Annotated in this window: 24 protein-coding genes; 11 read left to right on the forward strand and 13 right to left on the reverse strand. The window is 73.7% G+C overall.

Annotated features, from left to right (window positions below; genetic code table 11):
- Positions 1-5 precede the first annotated feature (5 nt).
- From treS to glgX, 5 genes are all read right to left on the reverse strand, one after another.
- Positions 6-1,790: a maltose alpha-D-glucosyltransferase gene (gene treS, locus HLI28_RS00380; protein WP_171245519.1), complete on the reverse strand. Its 1,785-nt coding sequence runs from the start codon at positions 1,788-1,790 to the stop codon at positions 6-8.
- Positions 1,787-3,850 carry a maltotransferase domain-containing protein gene (locus tag HLI28_RS00385; RefSeq protein WP_171245520.1) on the reverse strand — a complete coding sequence of 688 codons (2,064 nt, stop codon included), beginning with the start codon at positions 3,848-3,850 and terminating at the stop codon, positions 1,787-1,789. Before HLI28_RS00385 ends, treS begins: the two co-directional genes overlap by 4 nt.
- Before the next feature lie 232 nt (positions 3,851-4,082).
- On the reverse strand, positions 4,083-5,066 hold the full coding sequence (locus HLI28_RS00390) for a hypothetical protein (RefSeq protein WP_171245521.1): 984 nt from the start codon (positions 5,064-5,066) through the stop codon (positions 4,083-4,085).
- A 236-nt stretch (positions 5,067-5,302) separates the two neighbouring features.
- Entirely contained in the window at positions 5,303-6,985 is a 1,683-nt protein-coding gene (locus HLI28_RS00395) for an FAD-binding dehydrogenase (protein WP_171245522.1), read from the reverse strand.
- A gap of 46 nt (positions 6,986-7,031) precedes the next feature.
- On the reverse strand, positions 7,032-9,272 hold the full coding sequence (gene glgX, locus HLI28_RS00400; protein WP_171245523.1) for a glycogen debranching protein GlgX: 2,241 nt from the start codon (positions 9,270-9,272) through the stop codon (positions 7,032-7,034).
- Between the two features lie 153 nt (positions 9,273-9,425).
- Here glgX and HLI28_RS00405 point away from each other — a divergent pair, with 153 nt between their 5' ends.
- Both HLI28_RS00405 and HLI28_RS00410 read left to right on the forward strand, forming a co-directional pair.
- Positions 9,426-10,229, forward strand: coding sequence for an electron transfer flavoprotein subunit beta/FixA family protein (locus tag HLI28_RS00405; RefSeq protein ID WP_171245524.1), 804 nt, complete (start codon positions 9,426-9,428; stop codon positions 10,227-10,229).
- 14 nt (positions 10,230-10,243) lie between these two features.
- On the forward strand, positions 10,244-11,233 hold the full coding sequence (locus HLI28_RS00410) for an electron transfer flavoprotein subunit alpha/FixB family protein (RefSeq protein WP_171245525.1): 990 nt from the start codon (positions 10,244-10,246) through the stop codon (positions 11,231-11,233).
- A 109-nt stretch (positions 11,234-11,342) separates the two neighbouring features.
- Here HLI28_RS00410 and HLI28_RS00415 read toward each other — a convergent pair whose 3' ends face one another.
- From HLI28_RS00415 to HLI28_RS00430, 4 genes are all read right to left on the reverse strand, one after another.
- Complete coding sequence (locus HLI28_RS00415; RefSeq protein ID WP_171245526.1) at positions 11,343-11,585, reverse strand: MoaD/ThiS family protein; 243 nt, start codon at positions 11,583-11,585, stop codon at positions 11,343-11,345.
- A 4-nt stretch (positions 11,586-11,589) separates the two neighbouring features.
- The gene (moaA, locus tag HLI28_RS00420; protein WP_171245527.1) at positions 11,590-12,672 is read right to left on the reverse strand and encodes a GTP 3',8-cyclase MoaA; all 1,083 of its coding nucleotides are present in this window, start codon (positions 12,670-12,672) and stop codon (positions 11,590-11,592) included.
- 74 nt (positions 12,673-12,746) lie between these two features.
- A complete protein-coding gene (locus HLI28_RS00425) occupies positions 12,747-14,057 on the reverse strand; it encodes an ATP-binding protein (RefSeq protein WP_171245528.1) in 1,311 nt (436 codons plus the stop codon).
- Positions 14,054-14,710: a response regulator gene (locus HLI28_RS00430; protein WP_171245529.1), complete on the reverse strand. Its 657-nt coding sequence runs from the start codon at positions 14,708-14,710 to the stop codon at positions 14,054-14,056. The genes HLI28_RS00425 and HLI28_RS00430 overlap by 4 nt, the downstream gene beginning before the upstream one ends.
- A 90-nt stretch (positions 14,711-14,800) precedes the next feature.
- Here HLI28_RS00430 and HLI28_RS00435 point away from each other — a divergent pair, with 90 nt between their 5' ends.
- Genes HLI28_RS00435 through HLI28_RS00455 form a run of 5 tightly spaced genes read left to right on the forward strand, consistent with a single transcriptional unit; the run spans position 14,801 to position 18,445 of the window.
- The gene (locus HLI28_RS00435) at positions 14,801-16,021 is read left to right on the forward strand and encodes a LolA family protein (RefSeq protein ID WP_171245530.1); all 1,221 of its coding nucleotides are present in this window, start codon (positions 14,801-14,803) and stop codon (positions 16,019-16,021) included.
- Entirely contained in the window at positions 16,018-16,977 is a 960-nt protein-coding gene (locus HLI28_RS00440; RefSeq protein ID WP_171245531.1) for an ABC transporter ATP-binding protein, read from the forward strand. The genes HLI28_RS00435 and HLI28_RS00440 overlap by 4 nt, the downstream gene beginning before the upstream one ends.
- Positions 16,964-17,830, forward strand: coding sequence for an ABC transporter permease subunit (locus HLI28_RS00445; RefSeq protein ID WP_171245532.1), 867 nt, complete (start codon positions 16,964-16,966; stop codon positions 17,828-17,830). The genes HLI28_RS00440 and HLI28_RS00445 overlap by 14 nt, the downstream gene beginning before the upstream one ends.
- A 40-nt stretch (positions 17,831-17,870) precedes the next feature.
- The gene (locus HLI28_RS00450; protein WP_171245533.1) at positions 17,871-18,068 is read left to right on the forward strand and encodes a hypothetical protein; all 198 of its coding nucleotides are present in this window, start codon (positions 17,871-17,873) and stop codon (positions 18,066-18,068) included.
- Complete coding sequence (locus HLI28_RS00455; RefSeq protein ID WP_171245534.1) at positions 18,065-18,445, forward strand: Fic family protein; 381 nt, start codon at positions 18,065-18,067, stop codon at positions 18,443-18,445. Before HLI28_RS00450 ends, HLI28_RS00455 begins: the two co-directional genes overlap by 4 nt.
- Before the next feature lie 10 nt (positions 18,446-18,455).
- Here HLI28_RS00455 and HLI28_RS00460 read toward each other — a convergent pair whose 3' ends face one another.
- From HLI28_RS00460 to HLI28_RS00475, 4 genes are read right to left on the reverse strand one after another with little or no spacing between them, the layout of a single operon-like run.
- A complete protein-coding gene (locus HLI28_RS00460) occupies positions 18,456-19,508 on the reverse strand; it encodes a sulfate/molybdate ABC transporter ATP-binding protein (RefSeq protein WP_171245535.1) in 1,053 nt (350 codons plus the stop codon).
- Positions 19,505-20,353: an ABC transporter permease gene (locus tag HLI28_RS00465; protein WP_171245536.1), complete on the reverse strand. Its 849-nt coding sequence runs from the start codon at positions 20,351-20,353 to the stop codon at positions 19,505-19,507. Before HLI28_RS00465 ends, HLI28_RS00460 begins: the two co-directional genes overlap by 4 nt.
- Entirely contained in the window at positions 20,350-21,105 is a 756-nt protein-coding gene (modA, locus tag HLI28_RS00470; protein ID WP_343035512.1) for a molybdate ABC transporter substrate-binding protein, read from the reverse strand. The genes HLI28_RS00465 and modA overlap by 4 nt, the downstream gene beginning before the upstream one ends.
- A gap of 35 nt (positions 21,106-21,140) precedes the next feature.
- Positions 21,141-21,548, reverse strand: coding sequence for a TOBE domain-containing protein (locus tag HLI28_RS00475; protein WP_171245538.1), 408 nt, complete (start codon positions 21,546-21,548; stop codon positions 21,141-21,143).
- Positions 21,549-21,708: 160 nt separating this feature from the next.
- Between HLI28_RS00475 and HLI28_RS00480 the strand changes: the two genes are divergently transcribed.
- From HLI28_RS00480 to HLI28_RS00495, 4 genes are all read left to right on the forward strand, one after another.
- Entirely contained in the window at positions 21,709-21,948 is a 240-nt protein-coding gene (locus HLI28_RS00480) for a hypothetical protein (RefSeq protein WP_171245539.1), read from the forward strand.
- A 238-nt stretch (positions 21,949-22,186) separates the two neighbouring features.
- The gene (locus HLI28_RS00485) at positions 22,187-23,374 is read left to right on the forward strand and encodes a molybdopterin molybdotransferase MoeA (RefSeq protein WP_343035513.1); all 1,188 of its coding nucleotides are present in this window, start codon (positions 22,187-22,189) and stop codon (positions 23,372-23,374) included.
- A complete protein-coding gene (moaC, locus tag HLI28_RS00490) occupies positions 23,371-23,850 on the forward strand; it encodes a cyclic pyranopterin monophosphate synthase MoaC (RefSeq protein ID WP_171245541.1) in 480 nt (159 codons plus the stop codon). Before HLI28_RS00485 ends, moaC begins: the two co-directional genes overlap by 4 nt.
- Complete coding sequence (locus HLI28_RS00495) at positions 23,847-24,968, forward strand: molybdenum cofactor biosynthesis protein MoaE (protein WP_171245542.1); 1,122 nt, start codon at positions 23,847-23,849, stop codon at positions 24,966-24,968. The genes moaC and HLI28_RS00495 overlap by 4 nt, the downstream gene beginning before the upstream one ends.
- The last annotated feature ends 43 nt before the right edge of the window (positions 24,969-25,011 follow it).

Here is a 25,011-nt window from a genome sequence, read left to right on the forward strand (position 1 = left end):
CTGGTCTACCCCTCGTCGTCGTGCTGGTCCGGTGGTGTGGCGATGAGCCAGTAGAAGTCGCGCGAACCCCAGGAGAGCCGCACCGTGCCGTCGTCCGACACCTCGGGGAAGCGTCCGCCGCCGAACAGGTCGGTCAGCGACCAGCCCTCCATCCCCGGCAGCGAGATCGTGGCCGAGCGGGCGGTCGTGGACAGGTTGGCCGCCACGACGAGCTGTTCGTCGTCGGAGCGGACGAAGGCGAGGATCGCCTCGTCGTCGACCTCGCAGGCGGTGAACGTCCCCGTGCCGAAGGTGGGGTGCAGGCGGCGCACGCCGAGCATGCCGTGCACCCAGTGCAGCAACGACGTGGGCTGGTGCAGCTGGGCCTCGACGTTGATGTGGTGGTAGTGGTTCACCAGCGACTGGTTCAGCGGCAGGTACAGCTTGCCGGGGTCGGCCGTGGAGAATCCGGCGTTGCGGTCCGGCGTCCACTGCATGGGGGTGCGCACGGCGTCACGGTCCGGCAGCCAGATGTTGTCGCCCATGCCGATCTCGTCGCCGTAGTACAGGCACGGGCTGCCCGGCAGCGACAGCAGCAGGGCATGGGCGAGCTCGATCTCCTTGCGGGAGTTGTCCAGCAGCGTCGCGAGCCGGCGGCGGATCCCCACGTTGGCGCGCATGCGCGGGTCCTGAGCGTACCACCCGTACATCGCGGCGCGCTCCTCGGTGGAGACCATCTCCAGGGTGAGCTCGTCGTGGTTGCGCAGGAACGTGCTCCACTGCCCCCCGGCGGCCGGGATCTCCGGGGTGTCGGCCAGGATGTCGAGCAGCTGGGTGGCCCGCTGGTCGCGCAGCGCGTAGAAGATGCGCGGCATCACCGGGAAGTGGAAGCACATGTGGCACTCGGGGTCCTCGCTCGTCCCGAAGTAGTCCACGACGTCCTGCGGCCACTGGTTCGCCTCGGCCAGCATGATGCGCCCGGGGAACTCCTCGTCGATCATCCGGCGCACCTGCTGCAGGAACTCGTGCGTGCGCGGCAGGTTCTCGCAGTTGGTGCCCTCCTCCTCGTACAGGTAGGGCACGGCGTCGAGCCGGAAGCCGTCGACCCCCGAGCGCAGCCAGAACCGGACGACGTCGAACATCGCCTCGGCGACCTTCGGGTTCTCGTAGTTGAGGTCCGGCTGGTGGCTGAAGAACCGGTGCCAGAAGTACTGCCGGCGGACCGGGTCGAACGTCCAGTTCGACGTCTCGGTGTCGACGAAGATGATCCGGGCGTCCTCGTACGCGGTGTCGTCGTCCGACCACACGTAGAAGTCGCCGTACGGGCCCTCCGGGTCCGAGCGGGAGGACTGGAACCACGGGTGCTGGTCGCTGGTGTGGTTCATGACCAGGTCGATGATGATCCGGATGCCCCGGGCGTGGGCCGCCTCGATGAGCCGGCTGAAGTCCTGCAGCGTGCCGTACTGCGGGGCGATCGCGGTGAAGTCCGCGACGTCGTAGCCGCCGTCCCGCTGCGGCGAGGGGTAGAACGGCGGCAGCCACAGGCAGTCGACGCCCAGCCACTGCAGGTAGTCGAGCCGGTCCATCACGCCGCGCAGGTCACCGGAGCCGGCGCCCTCGGAGTCGGTGAAGCTACGGACCATCACCTCGTAGAAGACCGCCTTGCGGTACCACTCCGGGTCCTCGGTGAGGCCGGGCTTCGGCAGCGGCGGCGGCTCGGGCTGGCGGCGCGGCGGGAGCGCCTGGACGGGGATCTGCCGGGTGATGGGGCGAGGGACGTCCACGCCGCCGGTGCTCGTCGACGAGCTCATGCCGGCACCACCTTCAGCACGTGACCGACCTGGACCTGGGGATCGAGACGGACGTACGGATGCGCGCCCCAGGGATAGCTCGTCCCGGACAGCTCGTCGTGGACCGTGAAGAACGGCTGGTCCTCCACGTCGTCGGGCTTGCGGAGACCGAGGGCCTCGAGGTCGAGCAGCACGGTCGACTCCTGGGTGTGGTGGGGGTCGAGGTTGACCACCATCAGGACGATGTCGTCCTGGGTGGCTCCGGGCCGGCCGGCGGCCGGCAGGTGTTCGGCGCGCACGCGCCGGGAGTAGGCGATCACCTGGTCGTTCGTGGTCGGGTGGATCGTGACGTTGCGGAGCTGCTGCAGCGCGGGGTGGTCGCGACGGATCTCGTTGAGCCGCCGCAGCAGGGTGGCGATGCCGATGTCGTCGCCCTGCGACCAGTCCCGGGGCCGGTACTCGTACTTCTCGTTGTCGATCTGCTCCTCGACGCCCGGGCGGGGCACGTTCTCCACCAGCTCGTAGCCGGAGTAGATGCCCCAGGTCGGGCTGCCCGTCGCGGCGAGCAGAGCGCGGACGGCGAACCCGGCGACCCCGCCGTGCTGCAGGTACGGCGGCAGGATGTCGTGCGTCGTGGGCCAGAACGCCGGGCGCATCACGGCGCCCTGCTCACCGGCGACCTCGGCGAGGTACTCGGTGACCTCCTCGCCCGTGTTCCGCCACGTGAAGTACGTGTACGACTGGTGGAAGCCGATCCGGCCCAGGGTCTGCATCATCGCGGGCTTGGTGAACGCCTCCGACAGGAAGATCACGTCCGGGTCGGTCGCCCGGACCTCCGCCAGCAGCCACTCCCAGAAGTCCAGCGGCTTGGTGTGCGGGTTGTCCACCCGGAACAGCGTCACCCCGCGGTCGATCCAGAGCCGCACGATGCGCAGGACCTCGTGGGACAGGCCCGTCGGGTCGTTGTCGAAGTTCAGCGGGTAGATGTCCTGGTACTTCTTCGGCGGGTTCTCCGCGTAGGCGATGGAGCCGTCCGCCCGGACCGTGAACCACTCGGGGTGCTCGGTGACCCAGGGGTGGTCCGGCGAGCACTGCAGCGCCAGGTCGAGAGCGACCTCCAGGCCGTTGCCGCGCGCGGCGTCGACGAACGCCTTGAAGTCCTGCTCGTCGCCGAGGTCCGGGTGGATGGCGTCGTGGCCGCCGTCGGGGGAGCCGATGGCGTACGGGCTGCCGGGGTCGCCGGCCTCGGCCTCGAGGGTGTTGTTGCGGCCCTTGCGGAACGTCGTGCCGATCGGGTGGACCGGCGTGAGGTACACGACGTCGAAGCCCATGTCCGCGATGGCCGGCAGGCGTCGGGCCGCGGTGGCGAACGTGCCCGACCGCCAGGTGCCGTCATGGGACCGGGTGGCACCCTCCGAGCGGGGGAAGATCTCGTACCAGGCGCCGGTCTGCGCCAGGCGGCGGTCCACCCGCAGGGGGTAGGTGGCGCTGGGCGTCACCAGCTTCCGCAGCGGGATCCGGCGCAGCGCGTCGCGGACCGCGTGGGTGGTCGCCATCGCCAGCCGAGCCTCGGCGGGTCGTGCGGTGTTCGCCAGCTCGCGGGCCGCCTGCTCGAGGAGCTCCGCCTCCTCGGGGGTCCGCCGGCGCTGCAGGCGTGGGGTGATGATCTGCTCGAACAGCAGGGCGCCCTCGGTGAGCATGAGCTCGACGTCCTGGCCGGCGTGGATCTTGATGGTCGCGTCGTGCGCCCAGGTGGCGTACGGGTCGGACCATGCCTCGACGCGGAAGGACCAGTCCCCGGTGGCGTCGGGCTGCAGGAACCCTTGGAACCGGTCCAGACCGGGGGCGATGTCCTCCATCGGTGCCCAGGAGTGCAGCCGTCGGTCCGGCGTGAACAGCACGGCCGTGGCGTTGACGGCGTCATGGCCCTCGCGGAACACGGTGGCCTCGACCGGGACGACCTCACCGGGCGTCGCCTTGGCGGGCCAGCGCCCACCCTCGACGACGGGGGAGACCTCGAGCACGGGGATGCGACCGATGGGCTGGGGCGGGGCGGGCTTCGGCGACGTCACGCCCCCCACGCTAGCCAGGCACGCAAGGGAGTGCGCGCCAACATGCCCGGACCCCGGTCAGTCGGCCATCCCGAGGACCGCCAGGCAGCTCGACGGCCGCCACTCGCCAGGGACCGGGCACGAGGGGCGGAGTGACGGCATGCCGAGTCGCCCCCGACCGTCCCCGACTCCCCGGTCGTACCTCCCGTCGTGCGGTCGTACCCGCCGCGTACGACCGCACGACGGGAGGTACGACCGGGCGTCATCGCCGGACCTCAGCCGACGCCAGGGCACGTGAGACGCGATCGACCAGCCGTGCGGGATCGGTCAGATCCGCCCAGACCAGACGCAGGATGATCCATCCCGCCTCGACGAGGGCGTCGTGGCGTCGCTTCTCGGCGACCAGTCGACGAGAGGGGTCGCCGTAGGTGCCCCCGGAGTACTTCACGGCACCGTCGAACTCGATCCCGACCCGACGGTCCGGCCACCCGAGGTCGACCCAGCAGGTGCCGACCTCGGTGAGCACCGGGACGGCGAGGTCGGGCGGTGCGAACCCGTGCTCGTCGAGGTGCCAGCGCACCAGGGACTCGCCCGGGGACTCGGCGCGGGCGTCCGCCAGCGCGACGATCCGGCGGGCGCGGCGGACACCCGGCCGCCCCGCCGCCTCGGCCAGCACCCGATCGACCCGGCGCCGGTCGGCGCCCGCCCGGAGCGCCGAGTCCGCGATCACCAGGGATCGGTCGCCCGGCAGCGACCGCGCGCAGTCGACCAGCGTGCGTTCCAGCGTCGTGACGGGTCGCCCGCCGACCAGGGTGCGGTCGCCGGGCGGGACGTCGACGGGGTGCCTGCGGAGCTGTCGGCCGCTCGGCCGGGCCGGCGGCTTCCAGGCCTGGGACACGTGGACCTGCTCGCCGAGGCGATAGTGACTCAGGCCGTGCAGCAGCGCAGCCGTCTCGTGGGAGAAGACGAAGTCCGTCCGCAGGGTCGAGGCGACGGCGCCGACCAGCTGCAGCACGGTCCGCTCCCGACGCAGCGCGACCCCGCCGTCGTCGGCCACCGGAGGGAAGTACCGGCCACGTCGGCGTCGGACGAGCTCGCCCCGTCGTCGTCGGCGCTCGACGGCCGTTCGCCGGTCGTCGCGGAACCGCAGCGCCGTCGGCACGTCGCGCGGGCGGACCGGCGCGGTGTCACCGGGGCGTCGTGGCCGGGTGGGTCGGGCGGTGGTGGGAACGTCGTCGTTCGGCATGGGGCGACGCTGCCACCGCCCGGGCGGCCGATGACGGCTGGGGTGGCTCGTCTGTGGACAGCCGGTGGTCGACGGACACCTGTGGACGCCGCCGCCCGGTCGTACCGTGCGTCACGCGGTGGTACCCGCGGAGTACGACCGCCCGACGCACGGTACGACCTCGCGACACGGAGCGAAGGCCAGGCGGCCAGGGGGTCGGGCGGCAGCGGTCTCAGGGCCGGAGGACGAGGGGCCGGTCAGCCGTCGGCGGCCAGCGCCCGGCCGGTGACGCGGCCGGTGTGCAGGCACCCGCCCAGGAACGTCCCCTCCAGCGCCCGGTGCCCGTGGACGCCGCCGCCGCCGAAGCCCGCGGCCTCGCCGACGGCCCAGAGCCCGTCGACGACGGAGCCGTCGTCGCGCAGGACCCGGCCCGACGGGTCGCACCAGAGCCCGCCGAGGGTCTTGCGGGTCAGCACCGACAGCCGCACCGCGAGCAGCGGGCCGTCCTTCGGCGTGGTCAGGGGCCGCGGCGGCGAGACGCGGATCATCCGGTCCACCCGGAAGTCGCGGGCGGCCCGCGTGGCCACGACCTGGGGGTCCTTGCCGAGCCCGGAGGCGACCTGGGCGTCGCGGGCACGGACGACGGCGGCCAACGCGGCCGGGTCGACGTGCCCGCGCGACCCGGGAGTCGCCGCGGTCAGCGCGTTCATCCGCCCGGCGAGCTCCTCGGGGGTGTCGGCCCAGAGGAACTCCGGCGACTCGGCGGCGAACCGCGCGACCGGACCGACGGCACCGGGCAGCACCCGCTGGGCGAGCAGCCGCAGGTCCTTGCCGGTGAGGTCGGGGTTCTGCTCGGACCCGGACAGGGCGAACTCGGACTCCATGATCGCCTTGTTGAGCACGAACCAGGAGTGGTCGTCCCCGCGGGCGGTCACGTGCTGCAGCGCGCCGAGCGCGTCGAACCCGGGGAACAGGGGCGCCGGGAGCCGTCCGCCGTCGGCGTCCAGCCAGAGCGAGGACGGTCCCGGCAGGATGCGGATGCCATGGTTCGTCCAGACGGGGGAGTGGTTGGCGATGCCCTCGGGGTAGTGCCACATGCGGTCCTCGTGCACGAGGGCAGCCCCGGCGTCGGCGGCGTGACCGAGCATGAGCCCGTCGGTGGAGTCGGGGACACCGGACAGCATCCGGGCGGGCAGCTCGCCGTGCCGCGGGTTCCAGCGGGCCCTCGCCAGGTCGTGGTTCGCCCCGATGCCGCCGGAGGCGACGACGACGGCGCCGGCGGAGAGCTCCTCGGTGCCCACCACCTCGCGCGACGACGGCGCCCCACGGACGGCCTCGTCGTCGGCCAGGATCTCCGCACGCACCCCGGTGACCCGGCCGTCGGTGACGACCAGCTCCGTGGCCCGACGGCGGAGGCGCAGGTCCAGCAGCCCGGCGGAGCGGGCCTCCCGGGCGGCGGCGACGAACGGTTCGACGATCGCCGGCCCGGTGCCCCAGGTGACGTGGAACCGCGGCACCGTGTTGCCGTGCCCGCCGGCGGGATACCCGCCGCGCTCGGCCCACTGCACCAGCGGGAACCAGCGCACCCCCTTGGCGTGCAGCCAGGAGCGCAGGTCCCCCGAGGCGGCCTCGACGAAGTGCTTGGCCCAGGCGTACCCGTGCCGGTCGGGCCCCTCGCCGTCCTCGGCGCCCGGGGCGAAGCGGGCCGAACCCAGCCAGTCCGCCCAGGCGAGCTCGGCCGAGTCGCGCACCCCGAGTCGCCGCTGCTCGGGGGAGTCCACGAGGAACAGCCCCCCGAAGGACCACCAGGCCTGCCCGCCCAGGGAGGCCTCCGGCTCCTGGTCGAGCAGCACCACGCGCCGCCCGGCGGCGGTGAGCTCGGTGGCGGTGACCAGGCCGGACAGCCCGGCCCCGATGACGATGACCTCGGCGTCTGTCATGCGCGCAGTCTGGCAGAGCCGGGACGGCTCGCCCAGGGTCGTGCCGTCAGCGGCGCGCCACGAACACCTCCACGCTCAGCGACTCCACCAGCGCCGTGCCCGGGGTCTCCTCCTCGTCGGCCTGCTCCGGTCCGTCGGGGGTGTCCCAGGTCGAGCTCCAGACGCGCTGCCACGGTCCGGCGCCCTCGAGCGGCTCCGGGAGCGTCAGCACGACGTCCTCCAGCCCGCCGTGCAGGACGCACAGCACGTCGGCCTCGTCGTCGCCGGGACCGGGACGCAGCATCTGGATGAGGCGCCGCCCGTCCACCGCCCAGGCCTCGGCGTCCATCAGGACGCCGTCGGTGCCGAACCACAACAGGTCCGGGTGGTGCTCGCCCGGCCGCGGGCTGCCGAGGAAGAACGACTCCGCGCGCAGCGCCGCGTGCTCGCTGCGCAGGCCGACCAGGTAGCGGGCCGTGGCCAGCAGCTCCCGGTCGGCGGTGTCCAGGTCCCAGTCCACCCAGGAGATCGCGGTGTCCTGGGCGTAGGCGTTGTTGTTCCCGCCCTGCGAGCGACCCATCTCGTCACCGGCGGTGATCATCGGGGTACCGGCGGCGAGCAGGAGGGTGGCCAGCAGGTTGCGCTGCGAGCGCCGGCGCAGCGGGACGACCGCGGACCACGGCTCGGTCGTGGCGTCGTCGCCCTCGGGCGTGTGCCCCTCGACACCGTGGTTCCAGGACCGGTTGTCGTCGGTGCCGTCGCGGTTGTCCTCGCCGTTGGCCTCGTTGTGCTTGTGGTCGAAGGCCACGAGGTCGGCGAGGGTGAACCCGTCGTGCGCCGTGACGTAGTTGACCGACGCCACGGGCCCCCGCATCAGCGGCGGGTCGGAGTGCCCGAACAGGTCGGCGGAACCCGCCAGGCGCGTGGTGAGCTCGCGCAGCCCGTGCATGGGGGCGCCGTGCGACCCGGCCCGGGCGGCCTCCAGCCAGAACGACCGGGCGGCGTTGCGGAACCGGTCGTTCCACTCCGCCATCGGGGCGGGGAACCGGCCGGTCCGCCAGCCGCCCGGTCCGACGTCCCAGGGCTCGGCGACCAGCTTGAGCCCTGACAGCACCGGGTCGGTGCGCAGCGCGGACAGGAACGGGTGGTCCGGGTTGTAGCCGTCGTGGTCGCGCCCGAGGGTGACGGCGAGGTCGAACCGGTAGCCGTCCACCCCGACGACCTCCGCCCAGTACCGCAGGGAGTCCAGGGCCATCTGCACCACCCGGGTGCGCCGGAAGTCCAGGGTGTTGCCCGTGCCGGTGACGTCGGCGAGCCGGGCCGGCGTGCCGCCGTCGTGCAGGTAGTAGAGCGTGTTGTCCAGGCCGCGCCAGGACAGGTGCAGGGCGTCGTCGCCGCCCTCGCAGGTGTGGTTGTAGACGACGTCGAGGATCACCTCGATCCCGGCCTCGTGCAGCAGGTGCACCATGCCCCGGACCTCGTCCAGGACGGCGGCGGGACCGGCCTCGCGGGCCGCCGCCGTGGCGTAGGCGGGGTGCGGGGCGAAGAACCCCATCGTGGAGTAGCCCCAGTAGTTCGTCAGCCCGCGGCCGGCGAGCCAGGGCTCGGCGGTCGAGGCGTGGATGGGCAGCAGCTCCAGCGTCGTCACGCCCAGCGAGGTCAGGTGCTCGATCACGGCCGGGTGCGCCAGCCCCGCGTAGGTGCCGCGCAGCTCCTCGGGGACCTCCGGGTGCAGCAGCGTCAGGCCCCGTACGTGCGCCTCGTACACGACGGTGTCCGCCCACGGCACACGGGGACGCTGCGAGGACCGGGGTCCCTGCTCGGCGGGTATGACCACCGCGTGCGGCACGTACGGCAGGGAGTCCTGCTCGTCCGGACCGCCGTCGTCGCCCGCGCCGCCGCCCAGCGTCGCCGGGACGTAGGCGACCTCGCCCTCGATGCCCCGCGCGTACGGGTCCAGCAGCAGCTTGGCGGGGTTGTGCCGCATCCCGGCGCCCGGGTCCCAGGGACCGTGCACGCGGAACCCGTACCGCTGACCGGGTGAGACGTTCGCCACATGGCCGTGCCAGACGCCGTACGTCGGCCCGTCGAGGGTGATGCGACGTTCGGTGTACCGGTCGGGGTCGTGCTGGTCCTTGTCCGGGTCGACGACGTCGACCAGGCACAGCTCGACGCCGTGGGCGTGCGAGGCGAGCACGGCGACGTCGATGCCGCCGTCGGGTGTGGGACGGACCCCGAGCGGAGGGACGTGGCTCCGGGTCCGGGTGGGACGGGTGAGGGGTGTGACCTTCGGTCTGGCGGCCTCCATGGACCCATGGTGGACCGTGGGAGGCCGATGGTCACGTCGACGTCGTGCGACGTGGACTCGTGTCGGAGGGTCGCGCGGCGACGAGTAGGCTCGGGCCGAGGGTGGTGTCCGCCACCCCGACCCTGATCCTCGAGACCGTCGGAAGGGTTCCTCGTGCGCATCGCCGTTCCCGTGAAGTACGTGCCGGACATCAACGCCGAGCGGAAGTTCGTGGACTGTCGGGTCGACCGCGACCCGGGCGTGGGGACGCTCAACGAGCTCGACGAGAACGCGCTCGAGGCCGCGCTGCGCCTCGTCGAGTCCCTGGACGAGGCCGAGCAGGCGTCGAGCGAGATCGTGGCCGTGACCGTAGCCCCGCCCGAGGGCGACATGGCGCTGCGCAAGGCCTTCCAGATGGGTGTCGACCGCGGCGTGCGGGTCTCCGACGACGCGCTCGCCGGGTCGGACTACTTCGGCACCGCCACGGCGCTCGCGGCCGCGGTCCGCCGGCTGGAGACCGAGGCACCGGTCGACCTGGTCATCACGGGCATGGCCGCCCTGGACGGCCTGGGTTCCGTGGTCCCGGCACTGCTGGCCGCCGAGCTGGACCGTCCGGCGGTCACCTTCGCCAAGAAGATCGCCCTGCTCGACGGGTCCGTGGAGGTCACCCGCGAGACCGACGAGGCCGCCGAGTCCCTGCTGGCCCCGCTGCCGGCCGTGCTGTCGGTCGCGGACACCGCGAACCGGCCGCGCTTCCCCAACTTCAAGCTCATCATGGCCGCCCGCTCCAAGGAGATCGAGGCCTGGAGCGCGGCCGACCTGGGCCTGGACCCCGGACAGGTGGGCACGGCCGGTGCCCGCACCGAGACGACACACGCCGCGCCCCGCCCGGAGAAGCCCGCCGTGGAGCTCGTCCAGGACAAGGGCGAGGGCGGCAAGGCCCTGGCCGAGTACCTCATCCGCCACGAGCTGGTCTGAACGGAGTCGACGACATGGCTGAACCCACGCACAACCGCACCGTTCTGGTCCTGCTCGACCCGGCCGGCGAGGTCCGCTCGAGCGTCCTGGAGCTGCTCACCCTCGGCCGCACCCTGGGGCGCGTCGAGGCCGTGACCCTGGAGGCGCCGAGCGTCGAGGCGCTCGCCCAGCTCGGCGCGTACGGGGTCGAGACCGTCCACCAGGCCGAGCTGCCCGCCGACCTGCGGGGCGACTCCCGTCACCTGTCCGCCGTCGTCGCCGCCGTGCTGGCGGCCGCCGTGCGCCTGACCGACGCCGACGTCGTGCTCGCGCCGGCGACGTTCGGCGCGAAGGAGGCGGTGGCCCTGGCCGGGCGCGAGCTCGGCGCGGGCGTCATCATCGACGCCGCGGGTGTCTCCGAGGACGACCAGGGGCACATCGTCGGCACCAAGCGGGTCTTCGCCGGGTCCTGGGACACGGCGAGCCGCGTCACGACCGACGTCGCCGCGCTGACCGTCCGGGCCAACGCCGTCGTCCCGCAGCCGGCGGAGACCGCCGTGGCCACCGAGGTCGAGGGGTTCGTCGTCAACGTCGCCGGAAACCTGCCGGCGGTCACCTCCCGCACCGAGACCGTGCGGGACACGGACCGTCCCACGCTTGAGGAGGCGGCGATCGTCGTCGCGGGCGGGCGGGGCACCGACGGCGACTTCGGGCCCGTGCACGAGTTCGCCGACGCCGTCGGCGCGGCCGTGGGCGCGACCCGCGACGCCGTGTTCGAGGGCTGGTACGACCGGTACATCGGCCAGACGGGCGTCACCGTCGCCCCGCGCCTCTACGTCGGTGCGGGGATCTCCGGTGCCCCGCACCACCGCGGCGGCATGCAGGCCTCGCAGGTCATCGTCGCCGTGAACAACGACCCCGAGGCGCCGATCTTCGAGATCTGCGACTTCGCCGTCGTCGGGGAGCTGTCCGACGTGCTGACCCAGGCCGCCGAGGTCATCCGGGAGCACAAGGCCGCCCGGTAGCCCCGTCTCTCCCGCTGTGGGCATGAATTCTGCGGCCGTGGACCGATCCACGGCCGCAGAATTCATGCCCACAGCGCTGTCCGGGCGCGGAGCGCCCGGCGCCCCGGGCTCAGCCGCCGGCGAAGGGCGGCAGCAGGTCGACCGTCGCGCCGTCGGGCACGACGTCGTCCGGTGCCGCCCGGCGGCCGTCGACCAGCACCGAGCAGCGGGCCAGCACCGGCGTGGCCCCGGGCGTGCGGGCGCCGAGGCGCCCGACGACGTCGCCGACGGTGGCCCCGTCGGGCATCGTGAGGGACTCGCCCGAGAGTCCCAGCGCGGCCCGGGCCGCCGCGAAGTAGCGCAGCTCCAGCACGTCCTCAGCCTCCGATCGCGCTCATCGTCCGCTCCGGCTGCACGAACGACGCGTCGTCCATGCCGTGACCGGCCCGCTTGCCCCACATGGCCGTGCGCCACAGGTCCGCGACGACGTCGTCCGGTGCGCCCTCGCGCAGCGGCCGGAGCAGGTCGGTCTCGGTGTGCGCGAACAGGCAGTCGCGGATCCCGCCCTCGGCGGTGAGCCGGGTGCGGCGGCAGTCGCCGCAGAACGGCTCGGTCACCGAGGCGATGATGCCGACGCGGCCGAGCCGCTCGCCGGTGTTGTGGGACCGCACGACGAACCGTTCCGCCGGGGCTCCGTCGCGGGGCTCGGCGTCCGGCTTCAGGGTGAACCGCTCCCCGAGCAGCTCGCGCACCTCGGCCGCGGTCACCATCGCGGTGCGGTCCCACGCGTGGTCGGCGTCCAACGGCATCTGCTCGATGAACCGCAGCTCGAAACCGCGCTCCAGGCACCAGGACAGCAGGTCGGCGGCGTGGTCCAGGTTCACTCCGCGCACCAGCACGGCGTTGATCTTGACCAGGTCGAACACGCGGGCCGCCGCCTCGATGCCGGCCAGCGTGCGCTCCAGGAACGGGCGCCGGGCCAGGCGGGCGAAGGTGTCGGGGTCGAGCGTGTCCAGGGAGACGTTGACGCGGTCCAGCCCGGCGTCGCGCAGCGCCTGCGCGCGGGAGTCGAGGCCGACGGCGTTCGTGGTCAGGCTGATCTCCGGGCGCGGGTCGAGCGCCGCGACGTCGGCCACGATTTCGGTGAGGTCCCGGCGCAGCAGCGGCTCACCGCCGGTGAACCGCACCTGCCGGACCCCGAGGTCGCGCACGGCGATGCCCATCAGCCGGGCGATCTCCGCGCGCGTCATCACCTTGTCCCGTGCGAGGGCCGGCAGCCCGTCGGCGGGCATGCAGTAGGTGCAGCGCAGGTTGCAGCGGTCCGTCAACGACACCCGCAGGTCGGTGGCCACGCGGCCGAAGGTGTCCACCAGGCCCCGGACGTCCGGTCGGTCGGCGGGCAGCGCGGCGTCCTGCCACGAGGTCGGCGGGCGGGGGATGCCCAGGTCGACGGGCGTCATGGGCTCCTCCTCGATGCTGCTCCCCGCGGGCGCAGGGATCCTGTGACCATCCTCCCAGGTGTCCGCCGCGCCGATCACACCCGTCCGGTCGGCAGGGTGACCGTGGCACGCAACCCGCCCAGGGGGCCGTCGTCCAGCGTGACCTCGCCGCCGTGCTCGCGAGCGATCTCCCGGGCGATGGCCAGTCCCAGGCCCGCCCCGCCCGCGTCGCGCCCCCGCCCGGACCCGAGCCGGGTGAACCGGTCGAAGACGCGTTCGCGGTCCGCCGCCGGGACGCCGGGACCGTCGTCGTCGACCGTCACGACCCCGTCGCTCACCTCGACCCGGACCCGCCCGTCGGCGAACCGCCGGGCGTTGTCCACCAGGTTGCGCACCACCCGCACGACCGCCGAGGGGTCGACCACCGCCCGGCCCTCGCCGCGCAGGTCGACGTCCCCGGCGGCCTCACGGACGACCTCGCGCAGGTCGACGTCCTGCACCTCCAGCGGGGACGCGCCGACCCGGGCGAGGACGAGCAGGTCGTCCGCCAGGTTCTGCAGACGGACCACCTCGTGCTGGAGGTCGGCCATCAGCTCGGTGCGCTCGTACGCCTCGGGGTGCTCTCCGGCCACCTCGATGCTGGTGCGCAGCGCGGCGATCGGGGACCGCAGCTCGTGGGCGGCGTCGGCCACGAAGTCGATCTGCCGCTGCGCCGACGTCTCCAGCCGGTCGAGCATCGCGTTGAGGGTCCGGGCCAGCGCGGCGAGCTCCTGGGCCTCCGGCACCGGCAGCGTGCCCGGACCACCGACACCGCTGACGCGGTCCGCGGCGGCGCGCAGCTCCTCCACCGGTCGCAGCGCCCGCCCGAGCAGCACCCACGTGACCAGGCCCAGCGCCAGGGTCAGCAGCGGGACGACGAGGCCCAGCGAGAGGCGCAGCGCCCCGAGGACGCCCTCGACGGTGGCCAGCGGGAGCGTGGCGACGACCCGTTCTCCCGTGGGCAGCGTGTCCACCAGCACGCGCACCGGACCCGACCCGTAGGCAGAGTCCTGGCGGGTCTGCGCCCCGTCGGGCGTCGTGTCCAGGACGGCGGGGGCCAGCAGGGGGAGCGTCCGGCTCGCGTTCGGCGACGACGCGACGACGCGGCCGGACGCGTCGACGAGCTGCACGATCTCGCCGGGCTCGTCGGCGGCCAGCACCCGGGGCAGCCGGTCCTCGGCGACGAGCTCGGCGACCTGGTCGGCCGTGCCGGCGAGCACGGCGTCGGTCGCGGCGATGCGGCTCTGGGACACCACGGTCGTCAGCGCCAGCGCGCCGAGGACCAGGGCGGCGCCCGTCAGCCCGGCGGCGACCAGCGTGAGCCGCAGACGCAGCGACGAGCCCGGGGCCCCGGCCCGGCGACTCACTGTCCCACGACCCGGTACCCGGCGCCGCGCACGGTCTCGACCGCCGCCCGGCCGAGCTTGCGGCGCAGGTAGCCGACGTAGACCTCGACGACGTTGAGGTCGTCACCCGCGGCGTCCCACACATGGTCGCGCAGCTCGACCTTCGTCAGCACCTCGCCGGGCCGGCGCATGAGGTGCTCGAGCAGCGCCGTCTCCCGCGTCGTGAGCTCGACGGGCACGCCGCCCTGCCGCACCTCGCGGGTGGCCGGGTCGAGGGTCAGGTTCCCGACCTGCAGCACCGCCGGGCGTGGCGGTGCCCCGCGGCGCAGCAGCGCGCGCAGCCGGGCGAGCAGCACGCTGAACGCGAAGGGCTTCGCCAGGTAGTCGTCGGCGCCGACGTCCAGGCCGCGGGTCACGTCGTCGTCGGAGTCCTTCGCGCTGAGCACGAGCACGGGCGTCCAGATCTCCGCGCGCCGCATCTCCCGCAGGATCTCCAGGCCGGACCGTCCGGGGAGCATGAGGTCCAGGACGACCGCGTCGTGGTCGTCCTCGAGGGCGAGCTGCAGCCCGGTGTCGCCGTCGGCCGCCACGTCGACCGCGAAGCCCTCCGCCTGCAGGCCACGACGCAGGGCCCGCGCGAGCACCGCCTCGTCCTCCACCACCAGGATGCGCACCACCGCAGCATGGCACCGACGGGAACCGTCCGCGTGCCCAGCGACGTCGTTCTCAGCCTGGTCTCAGGCACCCTCGGCCACAGTGGTCCCATGGACACCACGCGCAGCCTCTCGCCCCGGGTGCGGTGGGCGGTCCCGGCGGTCGCCGCCGGCGCCGTCGCCGCCGCCTTCCTCGTCCCCGCCGCGGTCGGTGCCGTGGCGAGCGACGACCTGCCCGCGGTCACCGCCGACGAGCTGGTGGACCGTGTCGCGAACGCCGAGAAGGTCCCGGTCTCCGGGACCGTGGTGTACACGGCGCGCCTCGGCCTGCCGGACGTCACGGTCTCCGAGCTGCAGGGTGCCGGCCCGCTCGACCTGCTCGGCGGCAGCACCACGATGCGGGTCTGGTCCGACGGCGAGGACGCCTCGCGGGCCGCGCTGCTCGGCGACGTCTCGGAGTACTCGGTGGTCCGCTCCGGGCCGGAGGCGTGGACGTACTCCAGCGCCGACGACGAGGCGGTCCACTACGTCGTCGACCCCGCGGACCTCGAGCGGTACGAGGCGCTCGCGGACGAGGCGGCCGAGCCGAGCGTGGAGGGCGACGTCCCGACGCCGTCCGAGGCGGCCGACCTGGCCCTGGCCCAGGCACGGATCTACACCGACATCACCACCACCGACCCCGTCGAGGTCGCCGGGCGCTCCGCCTACCAGGTGGAGCTGCGCCCGCAGACCGACGGCACCCTGGTCGACCGGATCCGTGTCGCCGTCGACGCCGAGACCTCCGTGGTGCTGCGCACCCAGGTCTGGAGCGTCCAGGACACCGAGGACCCGGCGCTCGAGGTCGGCTTCACCGACGTGTCGTTCGACGCCCCCGACCCCAGTGTCTTCGACTTCTCGCCGCCGGCCGGTGCGGAGGTGCGCGAGGTCGAGGTCCCGCTGCCCGAGCCGGGCACGATGGAGAAGCCCGGCAGCGAGGCACTCGGCGAGGACGCCGGGTTCGCGGTCTCGGGCACCGGCTGGGAGACCGTGGTCGAGGTCTCCGACGTGGACGTCGAGGAGATCCTCGGCGCGACGGCCGAGGGCCGGCTGCCCGAGGGGAGCACCGGTTCCAGCGGTGCCGACGACCTGCTCGAGGAGTTCACGGACGCCGAGGAGGGCGAGCTGCCGGGCATCCCCGAGCTCGACACGCAGGCGCTGTACGACCAGCTCACCACGCCCGTCGACGGCGGGCGGCTGCTGACCTCGGCGCTGCTGTCCGTGCTGGTGACCGACGACGGCCGGGTCCTGGCCGGGGCGGTGCCGCCGGCGACGCTCGAGGAGCTCGCCGGATGACGGCAGGCGGGCCCGCCGCGGAACCCGCGGTGCGCACCCGTGGCCTGACGAAACGCTTCCGCTCGGGGCAGGTCGCCGTCGACCACATCGACCTGGTCGTCCCGCGGGGTGCCGTCTACGGGTTCCTCGGCCCCAACGGGTCGGGCAAGACGACGACGATCCGCATGCTCCTCGGGCTCGTGTCGCCCACGGCCGGGTCGGTGGAGCTGCTGGGTTCGTCGATGCCCGGCGGGGGCCCGGTGGTGCTGCCGCGCGTCGGCGCCCTGGTCGAGGGTCCGGCGTTCCACCCGTACCTGTCGGCCCGGGCGAACCTCGAGCGGCTGGACGCCGTGGACGCCACGGCGTCGCCGCAGTCCCGCCCGGGCCGGATCGACGCCGCGCTCGAGCGGGTCGGGCTGACGGCGGCCGCGGCCAAGAAGTACCGCCAGTACTCGCTGGGGATGAAGCAGCGGCTCGGGCTCGCGGCGGCGCTGCTGCGGCCGCGGGACCTGCTGCTGCTCGACGAGCCCACGAACGGCCTGGACCCGCAGGGCACGCGTGAGGTGCGGGCGCTGGTGCGCGAGCTCGCCGACGGCGGGGCCACCGTGCTCGTCTCCTCCCACCTGCTCAGCGAGATCGAGCAGGTGTGCTCCCACGTCGGGATCATGAGCCGCGGCGAGCTGCTCGCGCAGGGGACGCGCGCCGAGATCGCCGAGACGGGGACCACCGAGGTCCGGGTGATGACCCGCCCGGACCAGCGTGCTCACGTGGCCCGCGTCCTGACCGGGCTCGGGCTGGAGGACGTGCGCGTCGACGGCGAGGTGGTCGCCGCACCGCTGGGCGGCACCGCCGTGGAGAAGGTCGCCCAGGCGGTGGTCGGCGACGGCGTCGACCTGCTCGGCCTGGAGGTCCGCCGGCCCACCCTGGAGGACGTGTTCGTCCGGCTGACGGGGGAGGGCTTCGATGTCGATCGTTGACACGCCCGTCCCCGTGGCCCCGGCGGCACCGGCCCGCGCGACCGCCCGCCTGCTGCGCAGCGAGCTGCGCCTCGTGTTCGGCCGGGTGCGCAACCTCGTGCTCCTGGCCGGCCTCGCGGCCGTCCCGCTGCTCATCGGGACCGTCCTGTTCGTCACGCAGAGCACGCCGGTGGCCGGCCAGGGGCCGCCGTTCCTGGACCGCGTCACCGGCAACGGCGTGTTCCTCGTGTTCGCGGCCCTGGTGAGCTGCCTGCCGTTCCTGCTGCCGCTGTGCGTGGCGATCGTTTCCGGCGACGCGATCGCGGGGGAGGCGTCGACCGGCACCCTGCGCTACCTGCTGGTGGTGCCCGTCCCACGCACCCGGCTGCTGCTGGCGAAGGCGGTCGCCGCCCTGGCGTTCGCGGGAGCGGCGGTCGTGGCGATCGCCGTCGTGGGCCTGGCGGCGGGTGCGGCCTACTTCGGGGTGGGCGACGTCGTGCTGCTCTCGGGGGACACGATCCCGCTCGCCGCCGGGATGCTGCGCACCCTGGGTGTCGTCGGCTACGTCATCGCGTCGCTGACCGGTCTGGTCGCCGTCGGCCTGTTCCTGTCGACGCTCACCGAGGTCCCGGTAGCCGCGATGGCCTCGACGGTGGTCGTGGCGATCGTCAGCGGGGTGCTCGACGCGCTGCCGCAGCTCTCCGCGATCCACCCGGGGCTGCTCACGCACCACTGGCTCGACTTCGGGGAGTTCCTCCGCCTGGAGGTGGACGCCTCGACGCTGCTGGCGGGCCTGGCCGTTCAGGGGGCGTGGGTCGCGATCTTCGGGGCCCTGGCCTGGAGCCGGTTCACGACGGCGGACGTGTCGTCCTGACACCTCGTCCGGCCGCGGACCGCGAAGTATGATTTCCGGTATGACCGCCGGAGAGATGACCACGATCAAGGTCCCCGTCGCCGTGCGTGACAAGCTGCGGGAGCGTGCCGCGCGGCAGCACGTCACGCAGGCCGAGGCGCTCGAACGCCTTCTCGACGAGGCGCCGCACGAGGACATCAACCGCTGGGTCGCCGAGGAGTCCGCCCGCTGGAAGCCGCTGCTGGACCGCCTCGCGTGACGGCGGCGGTCGAGTACCTTCGCCTCACCGAGGTCTTCGCCATCATCGAGTACCACCGGTGGGAGGTGCGCGACGTCGGTCTGCTCGACCAGACGGTGCAGCGCCCGCAGGCCGTGGTGTTCGGGACCGAGCTGTACCCCCACCTGCACGCGAAGGCCGCGGCGCTGATGGACTCGTTCAACCGGCTGCACCCGCTGCAGGACGGGAACAAGCGGCTGTCGTGGCTCGCCGTGGTGATCTTCTACCGCAAGAACGGCGTGCGGCTCGTCGCGAACGTGGACGACGCGGAAGCGTTCGTGATGGGTGTCGCGAGTGACCACAGGCCGCTCGAGGACATGGCGTCCTGGTTCGCCGACCACGCTGACCCGAAGGTCTGACCGCCGATCCTCACACGGGGTAGACGTCGACCTCGGCAGCCTTGACCGCCAGCCAGACCTCCCGGCCGGGAGCCAGCCCGAGCTCGGCCACCGATCCGGGCGTGACGTCGGCGGCGAGCCGGTCGGTGCGCACCCGGACGAGGTCGCCGTGGGGTGCGAGGGACCGCACCGTGGCGCGGAACGTGTTGCGCGGCGATCCGTGCGGTGGATCGAGGTGGACGGCGACGGCCGCAGGCCGGCACACCGCCGTCATCGGGGTGCCGAGGGCGACGTCGGGGGCGCCGTGCCCGTGCACCACCTCCCCGCCCGCGGTGGCGACGCCCTCGGACGTCCAGGTCCCGGACAGCAGGTTGAGGCCGGCGATCGACGCAGCGAAGGCGCTGCGCGGGCGGGACAGCACCTCCGCCGTCGGGCCGCGTTCGACGACGCGCCCGCCGTCGACGACGGCGACCTCGTCCGCGAGCAGCAGCGCGTCCAGGACGTCGTGGGTCGCCAGGATCGTCGTCTGCTCGGCGAGCAGGTGCTGGAGCGTCTGGCGCAGCGCGGGGGTGACGTCGACGTCGAGGGCCGCCATCGGCTCGTCGAGCAGCAGCAGCCGGGGCGCGGCGGCCAGCGACCGGGCGATCGCGACGCGCTGCGCCTGCCCGCCGGACAGCGCGGCCGGGCGGCGGTCGGCGAGGTCTGTGAGGCCGATCTCCGCCAGCCACCGGTCGGCTCGTGCCGCGGCCTCGCGGCGCCCGGTGCCCTGGGCGCGGGGGCCGAAGGCGATGTTCTCGCGCACGCTCAGGTGCGGGAACAGCATCGGGTCCTGGGCGAGCAGCGCGACCCGACGGCGGTGCGTGGGCACCCACGCCGTGCGGCGTCCGTCCCGCGCGCCGGCGAGCGCCCGGCCGTCCAGGGTGATCTCGCCGTCGTGCGGGCGCAGCGTCCCGGCGGCGAGACCGAGGGCCGTGGACTTGCCGGCCCCGTTGGGACCGAGCAGCGCGAGCGTGCGGCCCTCGGCGACGTCGAGACGGACGTCCAGGCCGCGGGAGGGGACGGTGGCGGTCAGGGTGAACGTCATCGCACGGCACCTCCAGCGCCCCGGCGGCTGGTGGCGGCGATGACGACGACGGCGACGGCCACCAGCAGCAGCGACAGCGCCACGGCCGCGTCCGGGTCGGTCTCCCGCTGCAGGTAGACCTCCAGCGGGAGCGTGCGGGTGACGCCCTGCAGGCTGCCGGCGAAGGTGATCGTGGCGCCGAACTCGCCGAGCGCCCGCGCGAACGCCAGCACCGTCCCGGAGACCAGGCCCGGCCACACCAGCGGCAGGGTCACGCGCCGCAGCACCGTCGTCGGGCTCGCGCCGAGCGACGCCGCCACGACGTCGTACCGCTCGCCGCCCGTGCGCAGCGCCCCCTCCAGGCTGACGACGAGGAACGGCAGGGCGACGAAGCTCTGGGCGAGCACCACCGCCGTCGTCGAGAACGCGATCTGCAGGCCGAGCACCTCCATCGACTCCCCGAGCAGCCCGCGACGGCCGAACGTGGACAGCAGCGCGACGCCGCCGACCACGGGTGGCAGCACCAGCGGGACCAGCACGAGGGAGCGCAGCAGGTGCTGGCCGGGGAACCGTCCGCGGGCCAGCACGAGCGCCATCGGGATGCCGAGCACCAGGCACAGCAGCGTGCTCGCCGTCGCCGTCTGCAGGCTGAGCACCAGGGCGGCGCGGGCCGACTCGCTGGTGACCAGCCCCCAGTAGTTCGACCAGTCGACGCGGGTGCCCATCGCGACCAGGGGCAGGACGACGAACAGGCCGCCGACGACGGCGGGCAGGTAGGCCCAGCGAGGGAGCCCGGCGGGGACCTCGGCCGGGTCGCGCCGCGTGCGGTTGGTCGCGGCGCGCTCGCTGGTGACCGGGGCGGTCATGGTGCGGCGAACCCGAGGTCGGCGAGCACAGCCTGGCCGTCGGGAGAGAGGACGGCATCGACGAACTGCTGGGCGCGGTCGGCCTGGTCGGCGCTCTGTCCGGTCCGGCCGACCGTAGCGATCGGGTAGGTGTTCACCGCGGCGTCGGCCTCGTCGAACGGGATGCCCTCGACCCGGTCGCCGGCGCGGGCGACGTCGGTGACGTAGACGAGCCCGGCGTCGGCCTCGCCCGCGGTCACCTTGCCGAGGACGTCGGTGACGCTCTGCTCCTCGCTGACCGGGTGCAGCGTGAGGCCCGCGTGGTCGACGACGTCGGTCGTGGCGGCGCCGCACGGCACCTCGGGTGCGCAGACCACGAGGTTCACGGCCGGGACGGTCAGATCCTGGAGCGTGGTGACACCGGCAGGGTTGCCGGACGGGACGGCGATCTCGAGCGTGTTGGTGGCGAAGGCCTGCGGGATGCCGACGAGGTCGTCCGCGACGAGCGTGTCCATGGTCGCGGTGTCGGCGGTGGCGACGACGTCGGCCGGGGCGCCCTGCTGGACCTGCGCGACCAGGCTGGACGACCCGGCGAGGTTGAGCTGGACGTCGACGCCGGGATAATCGGCCTCGAAGTCCGCAGCGATCTCCTCGAACGCCGCGGTGAGGGACGCGGCGGCGAAGACGGTCAGCGTGGTGTCGTCTTCGGTCGCCGTGCCGGTGCTGCAGGCGGTGGGCACGACGGCGGCGCTCGCGGCGACGACTAGTGCCACGGGTGCGCGCGGCGTGCGGCGGGGGAGTGCCGCGGTCACGGGTTGCCCCGGTCAGGTGTCTCGATGACGACGTTCGTCGACTTGATGGTGGCCACCGCGACGGAACCGCGTTCCAGCCCGAGGTCGCGGACGGCCTCGCTGCTCATGAGGGACACCACCCGGAACGGCCCGCACTGCAGCTCGACCTGTGCCATGACCGTGTCGACCTGCAGGTCGGTCACGAGTCCGACGAACCGGTTGCGTGCCGAGCTCTTCATGCCGTGCGGCAGCCCGGGCGGGGTGGCGTGCTCGCGGGCGACCATCGCCACCTCGTAGCCGTCGACCACCTTGCGGCCGGAGTCGTCGCGGTCGGCGGTGAGCAGCCCGCGGTCGACCCAGCGGCGGACGGTGTCGTCGCTGACGCCGAGGTAGACGGCGGCCTCGCTGATCCTCATCTGCGGCATGCGAGTCATTCTAGATCCGCATGTCAGGAGCCAGGCAGTGACTCCGGTGCCACCGCAGGCTCGCTGTCGTGCGGCTGGACGGGCCCGTGGTGGCCGCTCTTCATGCCACCACGGCGGAGGGCCGACGCCCTCGTGGTATGACACCTGAATGGTTCAGCTGGTGGAGATCGTGTTCGCCACCGTGTCTGTGCTCGTCCTGATGTGCGGCGTCGGCGTGCTCGTCCTTCACCGACCGCTCGCGGCTCGCATCCAGGTGTTGCTGGAGCGAGTGGTTCCTCGACGTGCGCGCTACCGCCTCGACCACCTCGCGGGTGGACCACACACTGGACTTGTCGTGCCGGCCTGGGGAGTCGGTGCTGTCGTCATCGGCCTCCTGGGGATCCTGTTTGCCGCCATGTAGGTTCTGGAAGGTGCACGTTCTTTGATCGACAGCCTCCCTGACCTGCCGCTGGAGGCCCGCACCGAGCAGGCGTGAAGGAGCCCGAGCGGTCTATCCCAACGACTCGATCGTGCGCGCTGTGGCCTCGTAGAGTTCTGACGTGGATCATGACGCTGGCCGGCGGCCCGTAGATGAGCATCAAGGAGTCGCGCGCGATGCGGTCCTTGCCCATCTGCGGACAGATCGCCGCGCGACACGGGTGCTGCTGGCGTCATGGCTCAGCGAAGCCGCCGCGTTGGCTGTCGAGCGGCGAACTCTGTCTGCTGACGCCGTCGCCGCCATCGATCTGCCGGGCTTCGACAACTCGCAGATGGACGGGTACGCGGTCCGCGCCGCAGACCTCGCCAACGCCACCCCGTCGGACCCGGTCGAGCTGCCGGTCGGGGCGCCGGTCCCGGCGGGCACGCAGCCGCCACCTCTCGCGCCCGGCACCGCGGCCCCCGTGATGACGGGTGCCCCGATCCCCGACGGCGCCGACGCCGTCATCAAGATCGAGGAGGCCGACCCGCCGGCCTTTCCCGAGCCCGGCATGGCAGCGACGGTCCGGTTCAGCGCACCGGTGGCGCCGGGCACCTTCGTCCGACGCGCAGGGTCCGACGTCGCCGCCGGCGACGTCGTCGTCCCCGCGGGCACCCGGCTCGGTCCGGCGCAGCTCGGCGTCCTCGTCGCCGCGGGTGTCTCTGAGGTCGAGGTCGCCGAGCCGCCGCACGTGCTGCTGATCTCCACCGGCTCCGAGCTCGTCGCGGCCGGTGAGTCGCTCGGCCCGGCACAGCTCTACGACGCCAACGGGGCCGCCCTGACCGCCGCCCTGGCCGAGGTGGGGTGCCGTGTCACCCATCGCGTGGTGCCGGACGACCCGGCCGCCCTGCGCAGCGTCCTGGCCGAGGCGCCGGACGACGTCGCGCTCGTCGTCACCAGCGGCGGCGTCTCCGCCGGTGCCTACGAGGTGGTGCGCCAGACCCTCACGGACGCCTGGTTCGGGCACGTCGCCGTCCAGCCCGGTGGGCCGCAAGGCCTCGGCACGATCACGCTCGGCAGCCCGACCGCGACGCGCGACGTGCCGCTGGTCGCGTTCCCCGGCAACCCGGTCAGTGTCCTGGTCTCCTTCGAGCTGTTCCTGCGCGCCGTGCTCGCCGAGGCCACCGGCGCGGTGCCCGCGCACCGGCCCCGCGGCCGGGCGCCGCTCGCCGAGGCGATCGACTCGCCGGAGCAGCTGCACCAGGTGCGCCGGGGCCGCCTCGACGCCGACGGTCGTGTCGAGATGGTCGGCGGGCCGGGATCCCACCTCCTGGCCCACCTCGCGATGGCTACGCTGCTGGTACACGTGCCACCCGGCGTCGCGCACCTCGACGCGGGGGACGACGTCGACTACTGGGAGATCCGATGAGCGACCTGTCCCACTACCGCGACGACGGCGCGGCCCACATGGTCGACGTCACCGCCAAGGACGTGACCAAGCGCCGCGCGACCGCCCGTGGCGTGCTGCGCACCCGTGCCGACGTCGTCGACCGGATCGCGTCCGGCGACCTCCCCAAGGGCGAGGCGATCGCCACGGCCCGCATCGCGGGGATCATGGGCGCCAAGCGCACGCCTGACCTCGTGCCGCTGTGCCACCCGCTGCCGCTCTCGGGTGTCGACCTCGACCTCACCCCGACCGGCGACCACGTCGAGATCACCGCGACCGTGAAGACCACCGGCCGCACCGGCGTCGAGATGGAGGCGCTGACCGCCGTCACCGTCGCCGGGCTCACGCTGTACGACATGATCAAGGCCGTCGACAAGGCCGCGGTCCTCACCGACATCGAGGTCGTCGCCAAGTCCGGCGGGAAGTCGGGCGACTGGACCCGGGAGGAGCAGGCATGAGGGCCGCGATCGTCGTCGCCTCCGGGCGCGCCGCCGCCGGAGTCTACGAGGACCGTTCCGGACCGGCAGCGACCGAGTGGTTCACCGCCCGGGGTTGGGAGATGCTGCCCGTCGTCGTCGTGCCGGACGGCGAACCCGTCCGGGACGCCCTGCTCGAGCTGGTCGAGGGGGACGACGCCGCACCCGACGTCATCGTCACCTCCGGCGGCACCGGGATCTCGCCGACGGACGCGACCCCCGAGGCAACCCGCGCCGTGCTGGACCGCGAGGTGCCCGGCATCGCCGAGCTCGTGCGCGCCAGGTCGCTGGCCCCCACGGACCCGGACAAGAAGGCCGTCCCCGGTGCCGCGCTCTCCCGGGGGATCGCCGGGGTCGCCGACCGCACCCTGATCGTCAACCTGCCGGGGTCGGTCGGCGGAGTCGTCGACGGGCTCGACGCCCTGGCCGACGTGCTGCCGCACGCCGTCGACCAGCTCGCCGGCCGCGACCACGACGGCGGGCACTCCCGCGGTCATGGCCACGGCCACCACCACCACGACACCGGTGCCTCGCGCGGTCGTACCGTCCGTCCCGGGGTCGCACCCGCCGGGTACGACCCCGGGACGGACGGTACGACCGCGGCGGACGGGGGTGAGGCAGGAGTCGCGAACGAGGCCGGGACGGCGACGGACCGGGCGACCGTCCTGCGCGCCGACGTCCTGGACACCCCGCTCGACGGCCTGCTGGTCGAGCTGAGCGACCTGGTCCGCGACGACACCTGCGGGGCGGTGGCCACGTTCGTCGGGCACGTCCGCGACCACGACGAGGGCCGCGGCGTGACCGCCCTGCACTACGAGGCCCACCCGCAGGCCGCCGAGATCCTCCACGAGGTCGCCGAGCGGGTGACCACCCGCACGGCCGCGGTCACCGGTGACACCGTGCGCACCGCCGTCGTGCACCGCACCGGGGACCTGCAGGTCGGGGACGTGGCCGTCGTCGCCGCCGTGGCCGCCGGGCACCGCCAGGCCGCCTTCACCGCCGCGAGCGACCTCATCGAGGAGCTCAAGGCCGAGGTGCCGATCTGGAAGCAGCAGGGGTTCACCGACGGCTCCAGCGAGTGGGTGGCCTCGCTCGGCTGACCCCGGGCACTCATCCGCTGTTTACCCTGGTGACAGGTGGTTG

It is taken from the genome of Isoptericola sediminis (genome assembly GCF_013085345.1).
Lineage (GTDB): Bacteria > Actinomycetota > Actinomycetes > Actinomycetales > Cellulomonadaceae > Isoptericola > Isoptericola sediminis.

What these genes read in the sequence shown, in the direction of transcription:
- treS (WP_171245519.1), bottom strand. Translation starts at nt 1,790, where the DNA reads ATGAGCTCGTCGACGAGCACCGGCGGCGTGGACGTCCCTCGCCCCATC.
- HLI28_RS00390 (WP_171245521.1), bottom strand. Translation starts at nt 5,066, where the DNA reads ATGCCGAACGACGACGTTCCCACCACCGCCCGACCCACCCGGCCACGA.
- HLI28_RS00395 (WP_171245522.1), bottom strand. Translation starts at nt 6,985, where the DNA reads ATGACAGACGCCGAGGTCATCGTCATCGGGGCCGGGCTGTCCGGCCTG.
- glgX (WP_171245523.1), bottom strand. Translation starts at nt 9,272, where the DNA reads ATGGAGGCCGCCAGACCGAAGGTCACACCCCTCACCCGTCCCACCCGG.
- HLI28_RS00410 (WP_171245525.1), top strand. Translation starts at nt 10,244, where the DNA reads ATGGCTGAACCCACGCACAACCGCACCGTTCTGGTCCTGCTCGACCCG.
- moaA (WP_171245527.1), bottom strand. Translation starts at nt 12,672, where the DNA reads ATGACGCCCGTCGACCTGGGCATCCCCCGCCCGCCGACCTCGTGGCAG.
- HLI28_RS00435 (WP_171245530.1), top strand. Translation starts at nt 14,801, where the DNA reads ATGGACACCACGCGCAGCCTCTCGCCCCGGGTGCGGTGGGCGGTCCCG.
- HLI28_RS00440 (WP_171245531.1), top strand. Translation starts at nt 16,018, where the DNA reads ATGACGGCAGGCGGGCCCGCCGCGGAACCCGCGGTGCGCACCCGTGGC.
- HLI28_RS00445 (WP_171245532.1), top strand. Translation starts at nt 16,964, where the DNA reads ATGTCGATCGTTGACACGCCCGTCCCCGTGGCCCCGGCGGCACCGGCC.
- HLI28_RS00450 (WP_171245533.1), top strand. Translation starts at nt 17,871, where the DNA reads ATGACCGCCGGAGAGATGACCACGATCAAGGTCCCCGTCGCCGTGCGT.
- HLI28_RS00460 (WP_171245535.1), bottom strand. Translation starts at nt 19,508, where the DNA reads ATGACGTTCACCCTGACCGCCACCGTCCCCTCCCGCGGCCTGGACGTC.
- HLI28_RS00465 (WP_171245536.1), bottom strand. Translation starts at nt 20,353, where the DNA reads ATGACCGCCCCGGTCACCAGCGAGCGCGCCGCGACCAACCGCACGCGG.
- HLI28_RS00475 (WP_171245538.1), bottom strand. Translation starts at nt 21,548, where the DNA reads ATGCCGCAGATGAGGATCAGCGAGGCCGCCGTCTACCTCGGCGTCAGC.
- moaC (WP_171245541.1), top strand. Translation starts at nt 23,371, where the DNA reads ATGAGCGACCTGTCCCACTACCGCGACGACGGCGCGGCCCACATGGTC.
- HLI28_RS00495 (WP_171245542.1), top strand. Translation starts at nt 23,847, where the DNA reads ATGAGGGCCGCGATCGTCGTCGCCTCCGGGCGCGCCGCCGCCGGAGTC.